16 protein-coding genes are annotated in these 23,603 nt (G+C 66.0%); 12 read left to right on the top strand and 4 right to left on the bottom strand.

What is annotated here, in order from left to right; genetic code table 11:
* Nucleotides 1-7: 7 nt before the first annotated feature.
* From VJ897_RS09565 to VJ897_RS09530, 8 genes are all read left to right on the top strand, one after another.
* Nucleotides 8-1,669, top strand: a complete 1,662-nt coding sequence (locus VJ897_RS09565; RefSeq protein ID WP_324055382.1) for an alpha-amylase family glycosyl hydrolase — start codon at nucleotides 8-10, stop codon at nucleotides 1,667-1,669.
* 23 nt (nucleotides 1,670-1,692) lie between these two features.
* Nucleotides 1,693-2,781, top strand: a complete 1,089-nt coding sequence (locus VJ897_RS09560) for an ABC transporter ATP-binding protein (RefSeq protein ID WP_324055381.1) — start codon at nucleotides 1,693-1,695, stop codon at nucleotides 2,779-2,781.
* A gap of 64 nt (nucleotides 2,782-2,845) precedes the next feature.
* On the top strand, nucleotides 2,846-4,201 hold the full coding sequence (locus VJ897_RS09555; protein ID WP_324055380.1) for a family 4 glycosyl hydrolase: 1,356 nt from the start codon (nucleotides 2,846-2,848) through the stop codon (nucleotides 4,199-4,201).
* Nucleotides 4,202-4,427: 226 nt separating this feature from the next.
* The gene (locus VJ897_RS09550; RefSeq protein WP_324055379.1) at nucleotides 4,428-6,071 is read left to right on the top strand and encodes a peptide ABC transporter substrate-binding protein; all 1,644 of its coding nucleotides are present in this window, start codon (nucleotides 4,428-4,430) and stop codon (nucleotides 6,069-6,071) included.
* 77 nt (nucleotides 6,072-6,148) lie between these two features.
* Entirely contained in the window at nucleotides 6,149-7,072 is a 924-nt protein-coding gene (gene oppB / locus VJ897_RS09545) for an oligopeptide ABC transporter permease OppB (RefSeq protein WP_324055378.1), read from the top strand.
* Nucleotides 7,073-7,087: 15 nt separating this feature from the next.
* Nucleotides 7,088-8,014, top strand: coding sequence for an ABC transporter permease subunit (locus VJ897_RS09540; protein ID WP_324055377.1), 927 nt, complete (start codon nucleotides 7,088-7,090; stop codon nucleotides 8,012-8,014).
* 4 nt (nucleotides 8,015-8,018) lie between these two features.
* Complete coding sequence (locus tag VJ897_RS09535) at nucleotides 8,019-9,005, top strand: oligopeptide/dipeptide ABC transporter ATP-binding protein (RefSeq protein ID WP_324055376.1); 987 nt, start codon at nucleotides 8,019-8,021, stop codon at nucleotides 9,003-9,005.
* Nucleotides 8,998-10,005, top strand: a complete 1,008-nt coding sequence (locus tag VJ897_RS09530; protein WP_324055375.1) for an oligopeptide/dipeptide ABC transporter ATP-binding protein — start codon at nucleotides 8,998-9,000, stop codon at nucleotides 10,003-10,005. Before VJ897_RS09535 ends, VJ897_RS09530 begins: the two co-directional genes overlap by 8 nt.
* Before the next feature lie 188 nt (nucleotides 10,006-10,193).
* Here the strand turns inward: VJ897_RS09530 and VJ897_RS09525 are convergent, their stop codons facing one another.
* The 3 genes from VJ897_RS09525 to truA form a co-directional block, all read right to left on the bottom strand.
* Nucleotides 10,194-13,976, bottom strand: coding sequence for a translocation/assembly module TamB domain-containing protein (locus VJ897_RS09525; protein ID WP_324055374.1), 3,783 nt, complete (start codon nucleotides 13,974-13,976; stop codon nucleotides 10,194-10,196).
* A complete protein-coding gene (locus VJ897_RS09520; protein ID WP_324055373.1) occupies nucleotides 13,976-15,763 on the bottom strand; it encodes an autotransporter assembly complex protein TamA in 1,788 nt (595 codons plus the stop codon). Before VJ897_RS09520 ends, VJ897_RS09525 begins: the two co-directional genes overlap by 1 nt.
* 96 nt (nucleotides 15,764-15,859) lie before the next feature.
* Entirely contained in the window at nucleotides 15,860-16,633 is a 774-nt protein-coding gene (gene truA / locus VJ897_RS09515; protein ID WP_324055372.1) for a tRNA pseudouridine(38-40) synthase TruA, read from the bottom strand.
* Nucleotides 16,634-16,709: 76 nt separating this feature from the next.
* Here truA and VJ897_RS09510 point away from each other — a divergent pair, with 76 nt between their 5' ends.
* Together VJ897_RS09510 and VJ897_RS09505 are read left to right on the top strand one after the other, a co-directional pair.
* Complete coding sequence (locus tag VJ897_RS09510) at nucleotides 16,710-18,146, top strand: YcjX family GTP-binding protein (protein ID WP_414706717.1); 1,437 nt, start codon at nucleotides 16,710-16,712, stop codon at nucleotides 18,144-18,146.
* The gene (locus tag VJ897_RS09505) at nucleotides 18,143-19,126 is read left to right on the top strand and encodes a YcjF family protein (RefSeq protein ID WP_324055371.1); all 984 of its coding nucleotides are present in this window, start codon (nucleotides 18,143-18,145) and stop codon (nucleotides 19,124-19,126) included. Before VJ897_RS09510 ends, VJ897_RS09505 begins: the two co-directional genes overlap by 4 nt.
* On the opposite strand, the gene VJ897_RS09500 is transcribed toward VJ897_RS09505, so the two are convergent.
* Nucleotides 19,123-19,542 (bottom strand): group III truncated hemoglobin, encoded by a 420-nt coding sequence (locus tag VJ897_RS09500; RefSeq protein WP_324055370.1) that lies wholly within the window; start codon nucleotides 19,540-19,542, stop codon nucleotides 19,123-19,125. The two genes, VJ897_RS09505 and VJ897_RS09500, sit on opposite strands and share 4 nt — an antisense overlap.
* Nucleotides 19,543-19,611: 69 nt before the next feature.
* On the opposite strand from VJ897_RS09500, the gene VJ897_RS09495 reads away from it, so the two are divergent.
* Nucleotides 19,612-20,322, top strand: a complete 711-nt coding sequence (locus VJ897_RS09495) for a VIT1/CCC1 transporter family protein (RefSeq protein WP_324055369.1) — start codon at nucleotides 19,612-19,614, stop codon at nucleotides 20,320-20,322.
* Between the two features lie 214 nt (nucleotides 20,323-20,536).
* Nucleotides 20,537-23,530 (top strand): isoleucine--tRNA ligase, encoded by a 2,994-nt coding sequence (gene ileS / locus VJ897_RS09490; protein ID WP_324055368.1) that lies wholly within the window; start codon nucleotides 20,537-20,539, stop codon nucleotides 23,528-23,530.
* Nucleotides 23,531-23,603 lie beyond the last annotated feature (73 nt).

The raw sequence follows: 23,603 nt of genomic DNA, 5'->3' as shown, positions 1-23,603 counted from the left end.
GGCAATCATGTCTAAACTGGAGGCGCTTGTGCCAAGCAAGGTACTGGACAAGGAGCAGGACTGGTGGCGTGGCGCGGTGATCTACCAGATCTACCCGCGCAGCTTCCAGGACAGCAACGGTGACGGCATCGGCGACCTTGCCGGGATCGTCCAGCGGCTGCCCTACATCGCGTCGCTTGGCGTCGATGCGATCTGGATATCGCCCTTCTTCACCTCGCCCATGAAGGACTTCGGCTACGATGTCAGCGACTATTGCGACGTCGACCCGATGTTCGGCACCCTGGCCGATTTCGATGCTGTTGTCGAAACCGCGCATGGACTGGGGCTGAAGGTGATGATCGACCTGGTCCTCAGCCACACCAGCGACCGGCACCCGTGGTTCATCGAGAGCCGCGCCAGCCGCGACAACGACAAGACCAACTGGTATGTCTGGGCCGATCCCAAGCCCGACGGCACGCCGCCGAACAATTGGCTGTCCATCTTCGGCGGCTCGGCCTGGCAGTGGGACCCACGCCGCGAACAGTACTACCTGCACAACTTCCTGTCGTCGCAGCCTGACCTGAACTTCCACGAACCACGGGTGCAGGAGGCCCTGCTCGACGTCGGGCGGTTCTGGCTGCACCGCGGGGTGGACGGGTTCCGCCTGGACACGATCAACTTCTACGTGCACGACGCCCAGCTACGCGACAACCCGCCGCTGCCGGTGGAGAAGCGCAACGCCAACATCGCGCCAAGCGTGAATCCCTACAACCACCAGGAACATCTCTATTCCAAGAACCAACCCGAGAACCTGGACTTCCTGCGCAAGCTGCGCCAAGTCATGGCGCCCTTCAACGCAGCCGCCGTGGGCGAGGTGGGCGATGCCCAGCGCGGGCTCGAGATCATGGGAGAATACACCGCCGGCGACGACCTGATGCAGATGTGCTATGCCTTCGAGTTCCTGGCCAAGGACCAGCCCACGCCCGATCGCATCGCCAATGTCATGGCGCGTGTTGATGATGTTGCCGCCGAAGGCTGGGCCTGCTGGGCCTTTTCCAACCACGACGTGATGCGCCACGCAACGCGCTGGGGCCTGACCCCGGCGGCGCAGCGGGCCTTTGCCTCCCTCATAATGTGCCTGCGCGGGTCGGTCTGCCTTTACCAGGGCGAGGAACTCGGCCTGCCCGAGGCCGATGTCGCTTTCGAGGACCTGCAGGATCCCTACGGCGTCGAGTTCTGGCCGGAATTCAAGGGCCGTGATGGCTGCCGCACACCGATGGTATGGGAGGAATCGAACCTGCACGGCGGCTTCTCGACCGCGCCCAAGACATGGCTTCCGGTCAGCCACGACCACGTGCATCGATCCGTCGCGGTCCAGGAGGAGGACCCCGGCGCACTGATCCACCACTACCGTCGCGCCATCGCATTCCGGCATGCCCACCCGGCCTTGGCCAAGGGCGACCATGACGGCGTCAAGGCCAAGGGGGACGTGGTGTATTTCACGCGCATGCACGGCGAGGAGGAAATCTTCTGCGCTTTCAATCTGTCCGACACGCCCTCTGAACTGGCGCTGCCCAAGGGCAACTGGGCGCCTGTCGGCGCCGAACTGGGCGGGGCGCATGTCTCGGCGGACAGTAAATTGCATCTCGGCCCGTGGCAGCCATGCTTCGCTGTCCGCGTGACCGGCTAGAAAGAACAATAGGGAGGGACCAGATGGCGGACCTGAAGCTGGAGAACGTCGAAAAGACCTATGGCGGCACCGTCGAGGTGCTCAAGGACATCAATCTCGACATCAAGAAGGGCGAACTGATTGTCTTCGTCGGCCCCTCGGGGTGCGGCAAGTCCACCCTGTTGCGCATGATCGCCGGGCTGGAAAAGATCACCGGCGGCACGCTTGAAATCGACGGCCTCGTCGTCAACGATGTGCCCCCTGCGCAGCGCGGCATTGCCATGGTGTTCCAGTCCTACGCGCTTTACCCGCACATGACGGTGCGCGACAACATGGCCTTTGCGCTCAAGCTGGCCAAGAAAACGCCGGACGAGATCGACGCCGCCGTCAACAAGGCCGCGAAGATCCTGCAGTTGGAACCCTACCTGGATCGCCTGCCCAAGGCGCTGTCGGGCGGCCAGCGTCAGCGTGTGGCCATCGGCCGCTCGATCGTGCGCGACCCCAAGGTCTATCTCTTCGACGAGCCGCTTTCGAACCTCGACGCCGCGCTGCGCGTCGCCACCCGTATCGAGATCGCGCAGCTCAAGGAATCCATGCCCGATTCCACCATGATCTACGTTACCCACGACCAGGTCGAGGCCATGACGCTGGCCAGCCGCATCGTGGTCCTTGCCAACAAGGGCATCGCCCAGGTCGGTTCGCCGCTGCAGCTTTACGAACGCCCCGAGAACGAATTCGTGGCGCAATTCATCGGCTCGCCCGCCATGAACCTGATGCCGGGAGAGATTACCGGAACCGGGGACGAGACCACGGTCAAGCTTGACGGCGGGGGGACTGCGGTGGCCGATGTGCCAACCCGGGAGGCCGACAAGGGCCTCAAGGTCAACGTCGGCGTGCGCCCCGAGGATTTCACCGAAACGGAGGGCGATTTCATCTACCAGGGCAAGGTGGCCATCACCGAGGCGCTGGGCGAGGTGACACTGCTCTACTTCGATCCCGACGGGCGCGAGGAACCCATCATCGCCAAGCTGCCCGGTATCCATGCTGATGTGCGCGGCAAGACCGTGGGTCTGACCGCCGACCCCTCGCGCGTGCAGGTCTTCCACAACGGCAAGTCGCTGCACTACCGCTGAGACATCTCCAAGGATTGACAGGGTCTGTCGCCAAGGGTGCCAGGCCTGTGTAAAGGCGCACGCTATGACACGCATTGTTTTGGTCGGTGCCGGCAGCCTGCAATTCGGCGCCGGCATGCTTGGCGACATCTTCCAGTCGGCCCCGCTGGCCGATGCCGAGATTGTCCTCAACGACATCGACGCCGCCGCCGTGCGGCGGACCGAGGAAATGGCCAAGGCCTACCTCGAGGACTCCGGCCTGCATCAGACCGTTCGTGTCGAGGCCGACCTGGCCGCCGCACTCAAGGACGCGGACTTTGTCGTGATCTCGATCGAGGTGGGCGACAGGTTCGCCCTTTGGGACATGGACTGGCGCCTGCCGCAGCAATACGGCATCGCTCAGGTCTACGGCGAGAACGGCGGTCCCGGCGGCCTGTTCCATGCCCTGCGGATCATTCCGCCAATCCTCGAAATCTGCGGCAAGGTGATGGAACACGCTCCCGGCGCCACGGTATTCAACTATTCCAACCCCATGAGCCGGATCGCCACCACGGTCCACCGCGCCTATCCGGGCCTGCGTTTCATCGGCATGTGCCACGAGATCGCCAGCCTTGAACGCAACCTGCCGCCGCTGCTCGATCAGCCGCGAGAGAACATCCGCTACCGCGCGGGCGGACTGAACCATTTCTCGGTGCTGACCGAGTGCACCTATGCCGACAGCGGCCAAGATGCCTATGGCGACGTGATCGCCCGGGCCGAGGCCCATTTCGGCCGCCAACCCGGCTATTCCGAAATCCTGACCGAAAGCCGCCGAACCGGCCGCGCGGTGGATACCGAAGGCTGGATGGAAATCGACCTGGGCCATGTGACCGAAATGCGCCCCTGGTCGGACCGTCGGCTTTTCAAGTTGATCCTCGACAGGTTCGGGGTGCTGCCCATCACCACCGACAGCCATTTCGGGGAATATATCCATTGGGCGCATGACTGCGCCGACCATCGCGGCATCATGGATTTCTACACCTATTACCGGGGCCACCTGGGCAACGTGACGCCGCGGATCGAAGAACATCTTCACGAGCGCGTGGTGCCGATCATCGAGGGGTTGATCACGGGCGTGTCCTACGAGGAGGCCGCCGTGAACATACCCAACGCCGGTTTCATCGCCGATTTGCCGGAGTGGATCGCCGTGGAGGTGCCCGCTCGCGTGGACGGGTCCGGCGTCCACGGGATCGCAGTCGATCTGCCAGCCGGAATGCGCGCGCTGCTGTGCAACCAGATCGGGGTCCACAACCTGACGGCCGAGACGGTGCTGCAGGGCAAGCGTGACCTTGCCGTGCAGGCGCTGCTGGCCGATCCGGTCGTGACCGTGTCGCGCGGGGTGCCCGAACTGGTCGATCACATGATCGCCGAACAGGCGCCGTGGCTGGACTACCTGGATTGACCGCATCAAGGGGCCCGGAGGGTGGCGATTATCCGCCGAGATCCGCCGCCCAGGCCGGTTTCTTACGCTGGGTCAGGCCCTTGGCGGCTGTTTTTTGTCGGCCTCAACCCTTGCGTTCAATCGCGACTCCCAGAACACTCGGCGCATTCCCCCGGGCCAACACGGGGGGCCATGACAACCGCGCGGCGCGGGCCAATGCCCCCGCGACGCACGAAGGGAGAAATTCATGACAATCCACAACAAGCTTCTGATGAGCACGGCGGCCGCGATGATAGCCATGTCCGGTGTCGCCTTTGCCGAAAGCCACGCCATGACCGGCCCCAACGGCGAGGCCCTGGCCGAAACCCAGGAATTCACCTACCGCGTTCTGGACGAGCATTCCTCGCTCGATCCGGGCATCGTCGAGGACGTGACCGGCTCCGAGGTCGTGCGCGACCTGTTCGAAGGTCTTTACAACGACAGCAAGACCGGCGCCACGCTGGAACCGGGCGTGGCCCTGTCGCACGACGTGTCCGATGACGGCATGACCTACACCTTCACCCTGCGCGAGGGCGCAGAGTGGTCCAATGGCGACCCGGTTACGGCCGGTGACTTCGTCTATGCCTGGCGCCGCGCGGCCAGCCCCGAACTGGCCTCGCCCTATGCCTGGTACATGAGCCTGATGTCGCTGGAAAACGTCGATGAAGTCATCTCCGGCGACGCGCCGCTCGAAGACCTGGGCGTGACCGCGATCGACGACTACACCCTCGAAGTGCGCCTGAAAGAGCCGCTGCCCTACTTCCCGCAGATGCTGACCCATGCGACCACCTTCCCGGTGCCGCAATCGGTGGTCGAGGAACATGGCGACCGTTGGACCCGCCCCGAGAACATCGTGTCCAACGGTGCCTATGTTCTGGAAGAGCATGTACCGCAGGAACGCTCGGTGCGCGTCAAGAACGACATGTACTGGGATGCCGAGAACACCATCGTGGAGCGCGTGACCGCCTTGGTCATCAACGACGAGAACCAGGCCCTGACCCGGTTCCTGGCCGGCGAGCTTGACCGCACCGAGGTGCCTGCCGGGCAGTTCCCGCGCCTCAAGGAAGAGCATCCCGACGAGGCGATCAGCTTCCCGCGGCTGTGCAACTACTACTATACCTTCAACCTGCGCGAGGACGGCCCCGAGGCTTTCAAGGACCAGCGTGTCCGCCAAGCCCTCGCCCTCGCCGTGGATCGCAACGTGATCGTTGAGAACGTTCTCGCCGGCGGTCAGAGCCCGGCCTACACCTTCACCCCCGCCGCGACCGCGAATTTCGAGGTGCCGGGCGTGGAGATGGCGGGGATGACCCAGCAAGAGCGCAACGCCAAGGCACAAGATCTGCTGGCCGAGGCCGGCTATGGCGCGGACAATCCGCTGTCCTTCGAAATGGTCTACAACACCTCGGATGCCCATCGGTCCGTGGCCGTCGCCATGAGCCAGATGTGGAACCAGACACTGGGTGTCGAAACCACGCTGGCCAACATGGAATGGCAGACCTTCCTGGAAGCACGCAACAACGGTGACTTCGAACTGGCCCGTGGCGCCTGGTGTGGTGACTACAACGAGGCGTCGACCTTCCTCGACCTGTTGCAGACCAATTCGGGCTACAACGACGCCAAGTATTCCAACGCCGAGGTCGACCAGCTGCTGGCCGATGCCAAGACGGCCGAGGACCCCGGCGCCAACTACACGCAGGTGGAACAGATCATCGCCGAGGAAATGCCGGTGATCCCGGTCTACCACTATGCCGGCGTCTACATGATGGACGAGAACCTGATCCCGTCCTGGCCCGTGGAGAACGTCCAGCAGAACTGGTATTCCAAGGACCTGTATTTCGTCGCTGACGAATAATATTGCCCGCTCATACGAAACCGGCCCGCGCCCCTTGTCCGGGGGGGGGCGGGTCACCGCCTTTCAGGACATCCGCCATGTTTGCCTATATTGTCCGGCGCCTCGCAATCGCCATTCCAACGATTCTGATCCTGGTCGTGATCAGCTTTCTGCTGATGTATTCTGCTCCCGGCGGGCCCTTCAATTCCGAACGCCCCTTGCCGGCCGAGGTCATGGCCAATCTGGAGGCCAAGTACGGCCTGGACCAGCCCATGTGGCGGCAGATGGTGTCCTATGTCTGGGGCGTTGTGACACAATTCGATTTCGGCCCGTCCTTCCAGTATACAGACCGGACCGTGAACGACGTCATCGCGCAGGGCTTCCCGGTGACACTGACCTACGGGCTGTGGTCCGCGATCGTGGCCATGGTGGTGGGCGTGTCGCTGGGCGTGTCCGCGGCAGTGCGCCAGAATTCCGTTCTGGATTACCTGGCCGTGGGCATCACCATCGGGGCGCAGGCATTGCCCAACTTCGTCATGGCGCCGATCCTGGTGCTGATCTTCACGCTGTGGCTGGGCTGGCTGCCCGGTGGCGGCTGGAACGGCGGGCAATGGGAATACGTCATCATGCCGGTGATCGCGCTGTCGACCTCCTACATGGCCTCGATCGCTCGGATCACGCGGTCGTCCATGCTGGAAGTGCTCAATTCCAATTTCATCCGGACTGCCCAGGCCAAGGGCCTGCCGATGCGGCGCGTGGTCCTGCGCCATGCCCTGAAGCCGGCGCTGCTTCCGGTGTTGTCATATCTCGGCCCGGCCATGGTGGGGATGATCACCGGCTCGGTCGTGGTCGATATCATCTTCTCGACCGGGGGCATCGGGCAGTTCTTCGTCAATTCGGCTTTCAACCGTGATTATGCCGTGATCATGGGGATCACGCTGCTGGTGGGTGTTCTGACCATCTCTTTCAACCTGATCGTCGATATCCTCTACGCCTGGATCGACCCGAAGATCCGCTACTGAGAAGGGGGCAGCGCCATGAAACTCGCAGAACCCGACGCCAAGATGCTGCAGGAGGTCGGCGCCTTGGCCGAGGTCAGGGGAAGGTCGCTCTGGGCCGACGCACGGGCACGTTTCCTGCGCAACAAAGCCGCCTTGATCGGGCTGGTGGTGCTGATCCTGATCTGTCTCTTCGCCGCCTTCGGAGGGCTGATCGCCCAGTATGAACGTGATTTCGTTGACTTCTCGCTAATGGGGGCGAATGCCTATCAAGGCAGTCCCTCGATCGAGACGGGGCATTACTTCGGCGTCGATATCGACGGGCGCGACCTTTACGCGCGAACGGTACAGGGCACGCGGATCTCGTTGCTGGTGGGGATCGTCGGCGCGCTGGTCGCGGTGCTGGTCGGAACGCTTTATGGTGCCACGGCGGGCTACATCGGTGGCCGGGTCGACAATATCATGATGCGCACGGTCGACGTGCTGATGTCGATCCCCTTCATGTTCGTGCTCATCCTGATGCTGGTGATCTTCGGCCGGTCGATCCTGATGCTATTCATCGGGATCGGGCTGATTTCCTGGCTGGACATGGCACGGATCGCCCGAGGTCAGACCCTTACCATCAAGAACAAGGAATTCGTCGAGGCCGCCGTGGCCACCGGCGTGAAGCCGCTGAAGATCATCCTGCGCCACGTGGTGCCCAACCTGCTGGGAATCGTCATCGTCTATGCCACGCTGCTGGTGCCGCAGATGATCATCTTCGAGAGCTTCATCTCCTACTTGGGGCTCGGGGTGCAGGAACCCAACACCTCGCTCGGCGCGCTCATGAGTCTCGGCACCAAGCAGATGAACAACGGCACGCTCTGGATGCTGTTCTACCCGCTCTTCTTCTTCCTGATCACGCTCTTTGCGTTCTTCTTCGTGGGCGACGGCCTGCGCGATGCGCTCGACCCCAAGGACCGCTGACCACATGGCGCTTCTCGATGTTTCCGACCTTACCGTAACCTTTCAGACCAACGATGGCCCGGTGAATGCGGTCAACGGGCTGGATTTCAGCGTGGCCGAGAAGGAGAGCCTCGCCATCGTTGGCGAAAGCGGATCGGGCAAGTCTCAGACGGCCTTTGCGATCATGGGTCTGCTGGCCAGGAACGGCGGAGCCACGGGCCGGGTCTCCTTTGACGGGACAGACCTTTTGTCGCTCTCTCGGCGGCAGCTCAACAAGGTGCGGTCCAACCAGATCGGCATGATCTTCCAGGATCCGATGACCTCGCTCAATCCTTACATCCGGGTCAGCGACCAGATGGCCGAGGTGCTGCAACTGCACAAGGGTCTGTCGAAGAAGGACGCCATCACCCAAGCCGTGCAGATGCTGGACGCGGTGCGCATACCCGATGCCCGGGCCCGGATCAGCATGTATCCGCACGAGTTTTCCGGCGGGATGCGCCAGCGGATCATGATCGCCATGGCGCTGCTGTGCCGCCCGCGCCTTCTGATCGCGGACGAGCCGACCACGGCGCTGGACGTGACCGTCCAGGCCCAGATCATGAAACTGCTGGCCGAGATCCGCGAGGAGTTCAACACCGCCGTGGTCCTCATTACCCATGACCTCGGTATCGTCGCGGATTTCTGCGACCGGACATTGGTGCTTTATGGTGGCCAGATCATGGAAGAGGGCCCGACGGGCTCGATCTTTGCCGATCCGTCGCACCCCTATACGACCGGGTTGCTCAAGGCGGTGCCGCGTCTTGATCGGGATACCGACAGCCTGCAGACCATCGCGGGCGAGCCGCCCGACATGTCGAACCTGCCACGGGGCTGCCCGTTTTCGCCGCGTTGCGAGATCGCCCGGGAGTACTGCTCCACGCGCAAGCTTTCGATCGAACCCCTGGGCGACGATCGCACCCGCGCCTGCCACGCCAGCCCCGCGGAAATGAAGCAGGAGTTGCAGAATGGCTGATCCGATCCTGTCCATCCGTGATGTATCCGTGACCTTCGATGTGCGTCCGAAGGGGGCCTGGCCCTGGACGCCTTCGTTGAAGCTTCACGCGGTCAGCAAGCTTTCGGTGGACCTGATGCCCGGCGAAACACTGGGCCTCGTGGGTGAAAGCGGGTCGGGCAAGTCAACGCTGGCCCGTGCCGTGATCGGCACGATCCCCCATTCCGGTGGCCAGATCATCTACGAGGGCCGTGACCTCGCGCAGATGACGCCACAGGAAACCCGCCGCCATCGCCGCGACGTGCAGATGGTGTTCCAGGACCCGCTGGCGGCGTTGAACCCGCGCATGACTGTTGGCGACATCATCGCCGAACCCCTGATCACGCACGAACCCGACACCCCCCGCAAGGAGGTCAAGGCCCGGGTCGCGGCGATCATGGACAAGGTCGGGCTGCTTCCCAACCTGATAAATCGCTACCCGCACGAGTTTTCGGGCGGACAGTGCCAGCGGATCGGGATCGCGCGAGCGCTTATCCTCAAGCCCAAGCTTCTGGTCTGTGATGAGCCGGTCTCGGCGCTGGATGTCTCGGTGCAGGCACAGGTGGTCAACCTGCTCAAGGACCTGCAGGCGGAAATGGGACTTTCGATGATCTTCATCGCCCATGACCTGAGCGTTGTGAAACACATCTCGGACCGGATCATGGTCATGTACCTGGGCTGCCCGATGGAGGTCGGCCCGGCCAGGGCCGTCACCGCGATGCCGCGCCATCCCTACACGCAAGCGCTGATTTCCTCGGTGCCGATCCCCGACCCGGTGCTGGAGGCCGCCCGCGAAAGACCCGTTCTGGAGGGTGATTTGCCCAGCCCGCTCAGCCCGCCGTCGGGGTGTGTCTTCCGCACCCGCTGCCCCAAGGCACAGCCCAGCTGCGCCCGGGCGCGTCCGGCGATGGAGGCGGCAGAGCCCGACCGGCTGGTGGCCTGCCCCTTCCAGGAGGCCGAGAAGGTGCTGGCAGAGGCCTAGAATGCATCGGGCGGCGGGCCGGCTGGTCGGTCATCCCGGGCCAAATGCCCGCCCGGCCTGTCGATGGGCCGCCGCGCCTGGAACAAGCTGCGAAAAACCGGGCGCCGTTTTCCTGCTTGCCGGGTGCGCACCATGGAAAATCAATAGGTTGGAGCGGTTCGCGCGAATGAGAATGAATGCGGCCCGCTTCAGTAATCCCGTTCGTAGAAGACACCGAGGCTCGACTCGCCCTCGGACCCGAAGCTGCCGCGCGCGGTGACATCGTCGGTGACATCCAGGTTCAGGTTGATCTCGGAGGTGCCATCGGCACCGACGGTGATATCGGTGTAGACGTTCTCCGAGATATACTTTCCGGCGCGCACGGCGGCGTTGCCGTCCTCGTCGGTGGTGACGTCGAAATCGTCCAGGTCCAGCCCTTCGCGCAGCCCCTCCAGAGCGCCGCCCCCGCCGCGCCCCGATAGCGTGGCCACGGCCGAGGCCAGTTGCACCGCCTGCAACGGGCTGATCGACGACAAGTCCCGCCCGAAGAGCAATTGGGCCAAAACCTCGTCCTGAGGCAACTCGGGGCTACTCTCGAAGCGCACCTCCGGGTTGTCCGCGGGCCCCTCGATGATGATCGACACATCGGTGCCCGAGCGGGCCTCGGTCCGGGCGACAAGGCGCAGGTAGGGGGCGAAATCCCCCTGCAACTGGGCATACCCCTCGGTCAGGTCGAAACGCTGACCAAGGATATCGAGGCGCCCGCGCAGCAGGTCGAAACGCCCGATGGGCACGACGGCGGCACTGGTGCCGGTCAGCCGGAGCGACCCGCCCAGTTCCGCATCCAGCCCGCGGCCGCGCACGAAGATACGCGCCGGGGCATCGATCTGCAGGTCCAGAGGGTAGGGGCGGGCGGTAGACTCGTTCTGGTTCCCGGTTTCGGGGCTTGCGCCCAAGCCGGCCCGGTCCAACGTCCGCAGCACCGCGGCACCGGGGGCGACGTGGGTGACGCGCGGCAGGTCGCCGAGGGTCGAAACGGGGCTCGAAGGCACCCGGATCTCGGTCCGGCCGATGTCGATCGCGCCGCTGATGCGCGCGCCCCCGGTCAGCGGCCCGTCAACGCGGATGGTGCCATCCGCCCGGGTTTCGTACAGGGCAGGGTCGCGCAGCCGGGCGCGTTGCAGATCGATGGCCAGGTCGGCGGTATTGGGCGCCAACAGCCCGATGCTGCCGCTGGCTTCGACTTGCCCCCCCGCGGCCAGGTCGCCCGCGATGTCCAGCCGCGCCTGCGCGCCGCCGAGGCCGATCCGGCCCGAGATCGCCTCGATCGCTTGGCCGAGGTTCGGGGCCGTCAGGCGTCCGTCCGACAGCGTGACCTCGCCCGAAAGCGAGCCCGGGCGCGCCGGCCCGTTCACCGACAGGTCATAGCGGGCCAGCCCGCTGATCTGGCGTGGTGCGATGAAGGCATTGGCCAGGCCCAGCGGGGCTTGCCCGGCCAGGTCCAGCGCGAGTTGCCCGTCGTTGCCCACCCGGCCGGCAGCCTGACCGGTCGTGTCTGCGGGGCCGGTGCCGCTGCCCGACACCTGCCAGCCGCGGGCGTCCTGCCTGGCCTCGATCCGCGCCGTGGCCGGTCCGGAGAAATCCGGTGCCAGGAGGCCCACATCTGCAAGCCGGATGTCCAAGTTGGCGCGGGCCAGCCCGTCATCGCCGATGTCCACGTTGCCTTGAGCACTGATATTTGGAAGGCTTGCGCGCAGCCCGCTCAGGGCGATGCGCCCGCTTGGCCTCTGGTCGAATTCGGCCCGTACCTCGCCCGCACCGCGCAGCAAGGGGTCGATCCCCGCCGGCCCGGCGCGCAGGTCCTGCGTGGTGGCCGTCAGCCCGGCCTGCGCCGCGCCGGTTCCGGTCTCGTAGCTGCCGCGGGCCTCGACGGTCACCGCTCCGCCCAGCCGCAGGCCCGTCAGGCCCGAGAACCGTGACAGGTCGCGGGCGTCCAGCACGGCCCGGCCAGCCAAGGCATAGTCCTCGCCCTCGGGTGTGGCCGTGACCTCGGCGTTCAGCCTGGTGTCGGATGCGGTCAGGACCGTATCGGCGGTGATAACCCCGCCGCTGTCGGTGCGCAGGCGGGCATCGAGACGGCCCGGACCGGACAGGTCGGGGTCGATCCGGCCGAGGTCCGTGATGCGGGCCTCGACCGTGCCCGTGGCGGCCTCGGGGGTGATCTCGGCGCGGGCGTCGGCGCTCAGGTGGTCGCCCCGCAGGGTCAGGTTTTCAAGCCGGGTGCCGCTCTCGTCGCGCGCGCCGGTCAGTGTCAGGCGCGTCGCGCCGGTCAGGAGCGGGTCGAGTTGGGCGATGCCCAGGCCCAGATCGCGGGTTCCGGCGCTCAGGTCGACGTCGAAGATGCCATCGAAGGGCTGCAGGGACCCCGAAAGCACAATCTGCCCGTCCCCGCGCAGCGGACGGCCCACGAGCCCCGAGAATCGGCCGAAATCCTGCGCCTCGATCCGGGCGTTGGTATGGGTGCGAAACCGGGTCTCGGGGCCACTGACGATGGCATTGGCCCGTGCCGACAACCCTGCCCCCTGCAGGGTCAGGGCCTGCACCACGAAAGGTTCGCCTTCCAGCCGGGCAAAGCGCAGGTTGCCCCGGATGTCGGATCCGAGCGCCCGCGCCTGGGCGGGGTCGGCCGGTGCGATGCCCGCGGCGGAATAGTCCAGGTCGGCGGTAAAGCGCCCGCGGTCCGCGCCCGCGCCCTCGGTGATGGTGCCCGCCCCGCGCAGGGTCAGACGGTTTACGGAAACGTCCGGGTTCTCAAGCGCCCGTGCGCTGAACCGGCCCGTCCAGCGCTCGCCCGCCGCCGCGTCGTAGCGAAGGTCGACGCTGGCCTCTGCGACCTCGGTGCGGGGCCCCGAGACGGGCAGGCGGACCGGCTGGCCATCCGCCGCCGCCATGCGGCCTGTCAAATCGAAGGCCTCGGGCCAGCCCTGCGCCCCGATCCGTGCCGATCCGCCCAGCCTCAGTTGTTCGGCCTCGATGGACAATGACGTCAGGTCCAGTGCCCCTTCGGCCTCGCGGACCCCCGAGACCAGCATACTGGACGAGGGCCCGAAGAAGGGGTGGTAGTCCTTTTGCAACAGCGGCCGCAGGTCGCCGGTCAGGGCCAGGTTGAACCAGGTTTCGTCCCCCGCCTCGGCCGCGTCGCCCTCGCGGCCCAGCTGGAACCGCCCGGTGACCCGCTCGGCCCCGTCGGTCGCGAGGGCAAGCTCTGCATCGAAGGCGGTGATCGGCGCGTCGCCTGCAACCTCCAGCCGCAGGGCCGGGCGGCCGGGCAGGCCCAGCATTCGCGCTGCGATGCCGTCCTGTCCCTCTTCGGCCACAAGGGACAGCGCGAGTTGGCCGGCGGCCTCGTCATAGCGGGCGTCTAGGGCGAAGCGCCCGGTCTTGGCGTCCACCCGTTCCAGCGTAAGCTCGGCATCGGCCAACCCACCGACCAGCGACAGCGCCCCTGCCAGCCGCGCAGAGACGGGCTCGCCGAGGAAGGGTTCGGCGATCTCGATCCGCTCCGCGCGGATCTCTCCGATCTCGACCGAGACGGGCAGGTCGGGCAAAGCAAAGGGGGTGGCCTGCGCGCTAGGCACCTCGGGGCCGCCTGCGGGTTCCGGTACCCGGTTCAGGATGATCCGGTCGGCGGCCAGTTCCTCGATCCGAATCTCGCCCGACAGCAGGGCCGCGCGGTTCCATTGCAGGCTGGCGTCCTCCAGCCGCAGCCAGACACCGGTATCGTCGGCGATTGTGATCGCCGCGACCGTTGCACGCGAGGACAACGCGCCTTCGAAGCCTTCCAGCCGAACCTCTCGGCCCAGGCCGGAGGTCGCATCCTCGATCAGGCCGGTCAGGAAGCCGCGGTCGTCCTCGGCCTGTTGGGCCGGTGCCGGAGTGACCAATGCAATGCAGAGGGGCACGAAGCAGAGGGAGAGTCGGGTAAACCGCATCAGAAAGCCTGCCCGATGCCGAGGTAGACTTCCAGCCGTTCACCCGCGTCGGGGCCGCTTGCCGGGGCGGCAAGGTCCAGCCGGATCGGCCCGATCCCGGTGTCGTAGCGCAGGCCCAGGCCTGCGCCGGACTGCCAGCTCCCGCTGCCGAAATCGAAGGCATCCGCGCCGATGAAACCGGTGTCGTAGAATCCCACGACACCGATGTTCTCGGTGATCCCGACACGGGCCTCGGCCTGTGCGCCCACGAAGGCCCGCCCGCCGATCTCGTTGCCGCCGCCCAGGTCCACGGCCAGGGACTGGAACGGTTGGCCCCGCACCGTGCCGCCGCCACCCGAGAAGAACAGGAAGCTGGCGGGAACGTCCACGGCCTGCGCGCCCCAGACTGCCCCGGCCTGGCCGCGCAGGGCCAGTGTGACGTGGTCCTCGGCGCCAAAGCTGCGATAGACGCGCCCGTCGCCGTAGACCCGCACCCCGTTGCCGCTGTCCGCCAGGCCCAAGAAGGGCATGATCTCGAGGTGGGCATAATATCCCGAGGTGGCGTCGAACTCGTTGTTGCGGCGATCGCGCGTGCCCGCGATGGGCAGGGTCAGCACCTGGTAGCGGCGCGTTCCTTGCGAATCCTCGACCTCGCCCGCGCGGTAGCCCAGCCCAAGCTCGACCACGGCCTCGTCCCGGATGCGGCGGATGAAGCCTGCCTCGACCATTATCCGGCGTTCGACGAACTGTGGATCGTCTCGCTGCTCGATCGCCAGATCAGCATAGAAATCGGTGTCCGAGCGGAATGTCGCCGGGCGCAGGAAGCTGGCGGTCAGGCCATAGTCGATGCCCCCGGTGGTGCCGGCCAGCCCCGTGATATCTGCCTCGATGCGGAGCCGTTCCGCGCCGCCAAGCAGGTTGCGATGCAGCCAGAAGCTCGACAGCGTCAGCCCCGAAACGGTGGAATACTCGGCCCCGAAGCCAAGCCGCCGCAGGGGCTGTTCGACGATGCGCAGGGCAATGGGCAGTGTCTCGTCCGTATTGGCCTCTTCACCCTCGATCACCGTGGCCGAAGCGAAGGCCCCAGTGCGGCGCAGGTTGGCCTCGGCCCGGGCGATTGCGGCGGGATCGAAACGGTCGCCCGGGCGCAGACCGGCGATGGACCGGATGCGCGCGGGGCGGCTGCGCTCGACCCCGGTCACGGCGATCTCGCCGTAGCGCAGCACCGGGCCGGGCGCGATCCGCACCGCCACGTCCAGTTCCCGAGCCGGGTGGTTGGCTGTGATGTCCTGTTGGATGGGTTCGGCCAGCGCGTGACCCTCGGCGCGCCAGCCTGCAATGGCCGCGCGTGTGGCCTCGCGGATGACGTTGCTGCGGGCGGGGTTCCCGGTGGCAAACCCCTCGGGCAGTGTGGTAGCCGCTGCTACCGGTGCCACCCGGGTGCGGCCGAAGCTGAAGCGCGGGCCAGGCTCGATGCGCAGTTCGACCTGCCCAACCGAGGCGCGCGGCAGCAACGGGTCAAGCGTCACTGCCTCTTGCCCATCGACGCGGATCGAGATCGTGCCGCCGTAGTGGCCGGCCTGGTAGAGCCCGGTCAGAAGCCGTTCGTAATCGGCCCGGGCGGCGGCGACATAATCCTGCGGGGCCTCGGCACCGTCACGCTCCAGTGCCACCAGGAGCGATGCGTTGCGAAGTTGCGATTCCAATGCCTCGTCACCGCCTTCAAGGGTCAGGCGCACATCCTGGGCGGCAGCCCAGAGTGGCCAGAGCCAGATCGTGATAGCGATGAAACCGGTCAGAAGTCGCACGCATCCCCCTTGAAGCGCAGCCTCGTTGCCAAGTTGTAACCCGGACATCCGAAAGGTGAAACGCGAAACCGTCGAACAGGCGGGCGCTTGCTGCCGTCAACCCGCGAACGGGTCCCGGGCGTAGCCGACCCCGGCAAGATACAGCCCGTCGGGCGGACAGACCGGGCCGCAGGCGGCGCGGTCGCGCGCCTCGAGTGCCGTTTTCACCCGGACAGGGTCCCAAGCGCCGACGCCGACCCGTTCCAGAGTGCCCACGAAACTGCGCACCTGGTTGTGCAGGAAGGACCGCGCGCGGACATGAAACCGGAATTCCATGCCGCCTTCGGGGCGGGGGTGCTGCTCGATCTCCAGCGCGTCCAGCGTCTTGACCGGGCTGTCGGCCTGGCAGATCGAGGATCGAAATGTCGTGAAATCGTGCCGCCCCAACAGGTGCGCCGCACCCGCGCGCATCGCCTCGATGTCCAGCCTTTGCGGAACCCGCCAGGCAAGGCCCTTGTCGTGGGTAAGGGGCGGGCGGCGTGCCACCAGGCGGAAATCGTAGCGTCGTTCGACCGCCGAGAAACGCGCGTGCCAGTCCGGGGCCACGCGCGCGCAATCGAGAATGGCCACGGGCGCGGGTCGCAGGTGGTAATTCAGCGCCTCGGACAGGCGGAACGGGGCCCAGTCCTTGTCGAGGTCGCAATGGGCCACCTGGCCCAGGGCGTGAACTCCCGCATCGGTGCGCCCGGCGCCGACGATGGCATGGGGACGGCGTTCCAGCCGGGCCAGCGCGCCCTCGATGGCGCCTTGCACCGTCGACAGTTCGGTCTGGCGCTGCCAGCCGTGAAAGGGCTGACCGTTGTATTCGACCTTGAGCGCGTAGCGGGGCATGGGCAGGCCTTAGGCTCGGGTGGGGGCGAAATCAATCCCTACACATTGCCCGGCCGCCCGCCTATCTTTGCGCCGAATGGCCAGGAAAGGGGCGGTGGTGGTTCTTTCGAGCCTTGTAGACGGGATTTCGCGCGGGGTGGACAGGGTGACCGGCACCGTTTCCGCGCCCTTCACCGATCCGGTGATCCGACTTGGCGTCACGGGGCTGAGCCGCGCGGGCAAGACCGTCTTCATCACCTCGCTGGTGGCCAACCTTCTGGACCGGGGGCGGATGCCGCAGTTCCAGCCGGCCGCGCGCGGGGCGATCCGGGCCGCCTACCTGCAACCGCAGCCCGACGATACCGTGCCCCGTTTCGACTACGAGGCGCACTTGGCAGACCTGACCGCGCGTGATCCGCAATGGCCCGAAAGCACTCGCCGGATTTCCGAACTGCGCCTTTCGCTGAAGGTTCAGCCGGGCGGGCTTATCGGGTCAGTTCAGGGGCCGCGGACGGTGCATGTCGATATCGTCGATTATCCCGGCGAATGGCTGCTGGATTTGTCGCTGCTTGACAAGGACTTCGCAGGCTGGTCCGCCGAAGTCCTGGCCCGGATCGAGGACCGGCCCGGGGGGAGCGACTACTTGGCGGAACTGGCTGGCACCGATGCTTCGGCCAGACTAGACGAACCCGTGGCGCAGCGGCTGGCCCGGGCCTATACCGCGCACCTTAACGCCGCCCGGGAGGCGGGTTATTCTGATTGCACGCCGGGGCGGTTCATGCTCCCCGGCGACATGGAAGGCTCGCCCGTGCTGACCTTCGCGCCGCTTCGAGCGGTGGAAAGACCCGGTCGCCACAGCCTGTGGCGCGAATTCGAACGCCGTTTCGACAGCTACAAGCGCAACGTGGTCAAGCCGTTCTTTCGCGACCACTTCGCGAAAATCGACCGGCAGATCGTGCTGGTCGATGTTCTCGGCGCGATCCATGCCGGTCCGCGTGCGGTCGAGGACTTGCGCCGCGCCATGGCCGATATCCTGACGGCTTTCCGGCCCGGGCGAAACGATGTGCTCAGCCGCCTGCTTATGGGGCGACGTATCGACCGGGTGCTTTTCGCTGCGACCAAGGCCGATCACCTGCACCATGAACAGCACCCCCGTCTGACCGCGATCACGGAGAGCCTGCTGCGCGAGGCGCGCGACCGTGCCGCCTTTGCCGGGGCCGAGGTGCGCGCCATGTCCATTGCCGCCCTGCGCGCCACGGACGAGGATCGCGTGACCCATGACGGGGCCGAACTGGCGGTGGTGCGGGGGCGCCTTCTGGGTTCGGACAAGCGCGCGGCCTTTCATCCCGGCGCCCTGCCCGAGGATCCGGCCCACCTTCTGGCCCCGGCGCGCAAGGGCGCGGAAGCCTGGCTGGATGCGGATTACGAGGTGATGCGCTTCGCGCCGCTTCCGCTGACGCTGAAACCGGGCGAGGGGCCGCCGCACATCCGGCTGGACCGGGCCGCACAATTCCTGCTGGGGGACAGGCTATGAGCAAGGGGCCGGTGTTGATCGACCTGGACGACAGTGACGTGATCGCGCCGGATGCCGCGCCGCCGGTGCCCGAGGACGCACCCGACCGGGCCGCGATGCAGACGGCCGCGCATCTGGCCGCGCGGCGGGGATCGCGGCTCGCGCGGTGGTTCTGGGGCAGCCTGCTGGCGCTGGTGGGCTTTGCCGTCTCGGTTACCGCATGGGATTTCATCACGGGGCTGCTGGCACGGTCGCCGCTTCTCGGGACATTGGCGCTGGGACTGACGGGGATATTCTGCCTTGTGCTTGTTTTGATCGCGCTGCGGGAACTGTCGGCGCTCTTGCGGCTGCGCCGGGTGGATCGGCTGCAATCGCGGTCTGCCGAGGCTCTGACCGATGGCGCGCTGGGCGCGGCGCGCGAGGTCACGGATGGCCTGCTGGCGCTCTACAAGGACCGTGAGGATACCGCCTGGGGCCGCGCGGCTTTCAAGGACCGGCAGGCCGAGGTGCTGGACGCGGACGCGTTGCTGGGGCTGGCCGAGACCGCGATGCTGGAACCCCTGGACAAGCGCGCAAGACTGGAGGTCGAGGCCGCCGCCCGCCGGGTGGCGACGGTCACGGCGGTGGTTCCGCTCGCCTTTGCGGACATCTTCACCGCGCTTTCGGCCAATATCGGGATGATCCGCCGCATCGCGGAAATCTACGGTGGCCGGTCGGGCGCGCTGGGCAGCTGGCGGTTGACCCGCTCGGTGCTGACGCATCTGGTGGCCACGGGGGCGGTAGCCGTTGGCGATGACCTGATCGGCTCGGTCGCTGGCGGTGGGGTCCTGTCCAAGGTCTCCCGCCGCTTTGGCGAGGGGGTGGTTAACGGGGCGCTCACCGCGCGCGTGGGCGTGGCGGCGATGGAGGTTTGCCGCCCTCTGCCCTTCGGCAGCGTTGCGCGCCCCTCGGTCAGCGGCATGGTCAAGCGGGCCCTGACGGGGCTTTTCACGCGGCCCTAGCGCAGGATCGGGACCTCGCCGGGTTTCTGGCGATCGACCACGGCCGCGCGCATGCTGGCCCCGATCCGGTGCGCCAGCGCCGACCAGGACCGGGCCTGCGCCTCGCTCAGTTCCTCGGCCAGGACCCGATCGAAAAGCGTCAGCCAGGTCTCGAACATGCCGGGGCGGACATTTCCGGCGGCCACGTGCACTTGCACCGGGTTGCCGTCGTAGACCCGCTCATGCCGGATCGCGTTGCACCAGAAACGGACGATCTTTTCTTCATGGGCGGGCCAATCGTCGACATGAACGGCAAAGACTGGCCCCAGCTTGGGATGGGCGCGGACACGTTCGTAGAAACGGGCGACGACGCGGGCGATCTCGTCCTCCGAGACATCGAATTTCGGCGGCAACGGCATGGCGGATGAATAGGTCATCACCCAGGCCGGGCCAAGGGGTTGATTCAGGACAAGGCAGCCGGGTCGCCGGATGGGCAGGGTGCCCCCATGGAAGATCACGGACACAGCCAATCCGAAGTGGAGGCCCGCATCAACGCCCCCGCCGGGCGTGGCCACCTGCGCGACATGATCTACGGGGCCATCGACGGGTCGGTCACGACCCTCGCGATTGTCGCGGGGGTGGCCGGCGCCGGGCTTTCGCCCTTCGTCATCGTGGCGCTGGGGTTGGCCAATGTTCTGGCGGACGGGTTTTCAATGGCCGCCGGCAATTACTCGGCCACCAAGGCCGAACTGGACGAGATCAAGCGCCTGCGCGCCGTGGAGGCACGCCATATTCGCGACAATCCCGAGGGCGAGCGGCGGGAAGTGCGCGAGATCCTGCGCGCCAAGGGACTGGACGGCACCGTGCTGGAGGACGCCGTGGCGGCCATCGCGGCCGACCGGAAAGCCTGGATCGACCTCATGATGGAGGGCGAATACGGCCTTTCGATGGTCGAGCCGCGGCCGCTGCGGGCCGCACTGGCGACCTTCGCCGCCTTTCTGCTGGCCGGCATGGTGCCGCTTGTGCCCTTTCTCCTGGTGGTTCCGACGCCGTTCGGCTGGTCGTTCGGGCTGACGATGGGGGTCTTCTTCGCCGTTGGCGTCTGGAAAAGCCGCTGGTCGCTGGCGCCCTGGTGGCGTTCGGGCACCGAGACCCTGGTGATTGGCGGCACTGCCGCAGCCATCGCCTATGGTGTGGGGACGCTTTTTGCGGCCTGACGCCGGGCGCGCCGGGGCCTGCCTCGCCCCCTACTTTACCCCTGCCGCGACGGGGCCTATAAGCGGTCCTGACATGAGACACGCACGGCCCATCATCCGAATTACGACCCCGGCGCTCTGACCCTGATCAGTGCCGCCGGGCAAAGGTGTCCGAGAGATTCGCACCGATCCGAGCAGCCGTGACCCATTTCCGAATTTCGAAGGACGCGACACGATGTGCGCCGACACGCCCGACTACAAAGACACCCTGAACTTGCCGAAAACCGATTTTCCCATGCGCGCGGGCCTGCCCAAGCGCGAGCCAGAATGGCTGGCCCGCTGGGACAGCATCGGCATCTACGACCGCCTGCGCGAGAAAGAGGGTCGCACGCCCTTCGTGCTGCATGACGGCCCGCCCTATGCCAACGGGCACCTTCACATTGGCCACGGTCTGAACAAGACGATCAAGGACATCATCGTGCGCAGCCACCAGATGATGGGGCATGACAGCCGATATGTGCCCGGATGGGATTGCCACGGCCTGCCCATCGAGTGGAAGATCGAGGAACGCTACCGTGAAAAGGGCCAGGACAAGGACCAGGTGGATGTCATCGACTTCCGCCAGGAATGCCGCCGCTTCGCCGAGGGCTGGATCGACATCCAGCGCGACGAGTTCAAGCGCCTTGGCATCACCGGCAACTGGGCCGATCCCTACCTGACCATGGATTTCCACGCCGAGCGCGTTATCGCCGAGGAATTCATGAAATTCCTCATGACCGGAACACTCTACCAGGGGTCCAAGCCGGTGATGTGGTCGCCGGTGGAAAAAACCGCCCTTGCCGAAGCCGAGGTTGAATACCACGACAAGGAAAGCTTCACGATCTGGACGAAGTTCCGCGTGGCCGGCATTGAGGGCACCGACGCGCTGACCGATTACCTCGTCGATCTGCACGGTGAGGCGGGCCATTCCGCCGCGGTGATGGCGCTGGCCGAGGATTTCCGCGATGCCAGCGTCGTCATCTGGACCACGACGCCCTGGACCATTCCGTCGAACAAGGCGGTCGTCTTTGGTGCGGATATTTCCTACGGCCTATATGAGGTGCTGGACACGCCCGAAGAATGCTGGGCCCGCGCGGGCGAGAAATTCCTGCTCGCCGACAATCTGGCGGCTGACGTCATGGCGCGGTCGCGCCTGGACGACGGCCAATGGAGGCGCCTTCGCACAGTCGCCGCCGTCGAGCTTTCCTGCCTGACACTTTCGCATCCCCTTGCCGGGGCCGAGGGCGCGGGCGGCGAATGGGACGCCCCGCGCGATTTCCGCGCCGCTGATTTCGTCACCGACGAGGAAGGCACCGGGTTCGTCCACTGTGCGCCCAGCCACGGGATGGAGGAATACGAGCTTTACCGCGAACTTGGGATGCTCGATCAGGTCATCACCTACAACGTGATGGACGATGGCAGCTTCCGCGACGACCTGCCGTTCTTCGGCGGCAAACGAATCCTGCGTGAAAAGCCCAAGAAGGGGAACTGGGAAGGCGACGCCAACGCCGCCGTGATCGCCAAGTTGACCGAGGTCGGCGGGCTTCTGGCGCGTGGCAAGATCAAGCACAGCTATCCGCATTCCTGGCGGTCCAAGGCGCCGGTGATCTATCGCAACACGCCGCAGTGGTTTGCGGCCATCGACCGCCCTGTGGGCGACGGGCAGGACGAGCACGGCACGACGATCCGTGAACGCGCGCTCAAGTCGATCAACGAACTTGTCAGCTTCACCCCGACGTCGGGGCAGAACCGCCTGCGGTCGATGATGGAAACCCGCCCCGACTGGGTGCTGTCGCGGCAACGCGCATGGGGGGTGCCGTTGACCTGTTTCATCCGCAAGGGCGCGCTGCCCACCGACCGGGATTTCCTGCTGCGCGACGCGGTCGTGAATGCCCGCATCGCCGAGGCTTTCGAGGCAGAGGGCGCGGACGCCTGGTACCAGCCCGGCGCCAAGGCGCGGTTTCTGGGCGACGACTACGACCCCGAGGACTGGGAGCAGGTCTTCGACATCCTCGATGTCTGGTTCGACTCCGGCTCGACCCATGCCTTCGTGCTGCGCGACCGCGCGGACGGCACACCCGACGGTATCGCCGATGTCTACATGGAAGGCACCGACCAGCACCGCGGCTGGTTCCATTCCTCGCTCTTGCAGGCTTGCGGCACCAAGGGCCGTGCGCCCTATCGCAACGTGGTCACCCACGGGTTCACGTTGGACGAGAAGGGCAACAAGATGTCCAAGTCGCTGGGCAATGTCGTCGCGCCCGATGACGTGGTCAAGCAATACGGCGCCGATATCCTGCGCCTGTGGGTGGCGCAGACGGACTACATGGCCGATCAGCGCATCGGGCCGGAAATCCTCAAGGGTGTGGCCGACAGCTATCGCCGGCTGCGCAACACCCTGCGGTTCCTGCTGGGCGCGCTGGCGCATTTCGAGGAAAGCGATCGGGTTGATCCCGCCGACATGCCGGAACTGGAGCGCTGGGTGCTGCATAGGGTGGCAGAGCTGGACGCTCTGGTGCGAGACGGCTATGCCCGGTTCGATTTCCAAGAGGTATTCCAGGCGCTGTTCAACTTCGCCACCGTGGAGCTTTCCGCCTTCTATTTCGACATCCGCAAGGACGCGCTTTACTGCGACGGTGACAGCGACCGCCGCCGCGCCGCGCTGACCGTGCTGGATGTCTTGTTCCACAGATTGACGACCTGGCTGGCGCCGGTGCTTGTCTTCACAATGGAAGAGGTCTGGCTGGAACGGTTCCCGGGCGAAGACAGTTCCGTCCACCTTGTGGATTTCCCGGAAACGCCGGGGGCATGGCGCAACACCGAACTGGCCGAAAAATGGGCCACCGTGCGCCGTGTGCGCCGGGTCGTGACCGCAGCGCTGGAGGTGCAGCGCCGGGATAAGGTGATCGGGGCCTCGTTGGAGGCTGCGCCGATTGTGCACGTGGATGCCGCGGCGAAGGCGATCCTGGATACAGTTAGCTTCGAGGATATCTGCATCACCTCCTCCATTAGCGTGACCAAGGACCCGTCGCCCGCCGAGGCCTTCCGCCTGCCGGAGGTCGCGGGAGTGGGGGTGGTCTTCGAGAAGGCCGAAGGCGAGAAATGTGAGCGCTGCTGGAAAATCCTGCCGGACGTGGGCCGCCACGCCCACCCGGGTGTCTGCGGGCGTTGCGACGCGGCGCTGAGCTAGACATCGCCGCCCGCGCTTGATCCAGATCAGCGCGGGCGTGTTGCATGCAGTGTCTTGATTCCGGAAGAATGAC

This window comes from Salibaculum sp., from assembly GCF_035270045.1.
In the GTDB taxonomy this organism is placed as follows: Bacteria; Pseudomonadota; Alphaproteobacteria; order Rhodobacterales; family Rhodobacteraceae; genus Salibaculum.
The sequence above is the reverse complement of the archived record's forward strand: the minus strand, read 5'-3'. Positions and strand labels throughout refer to the sequence as shown.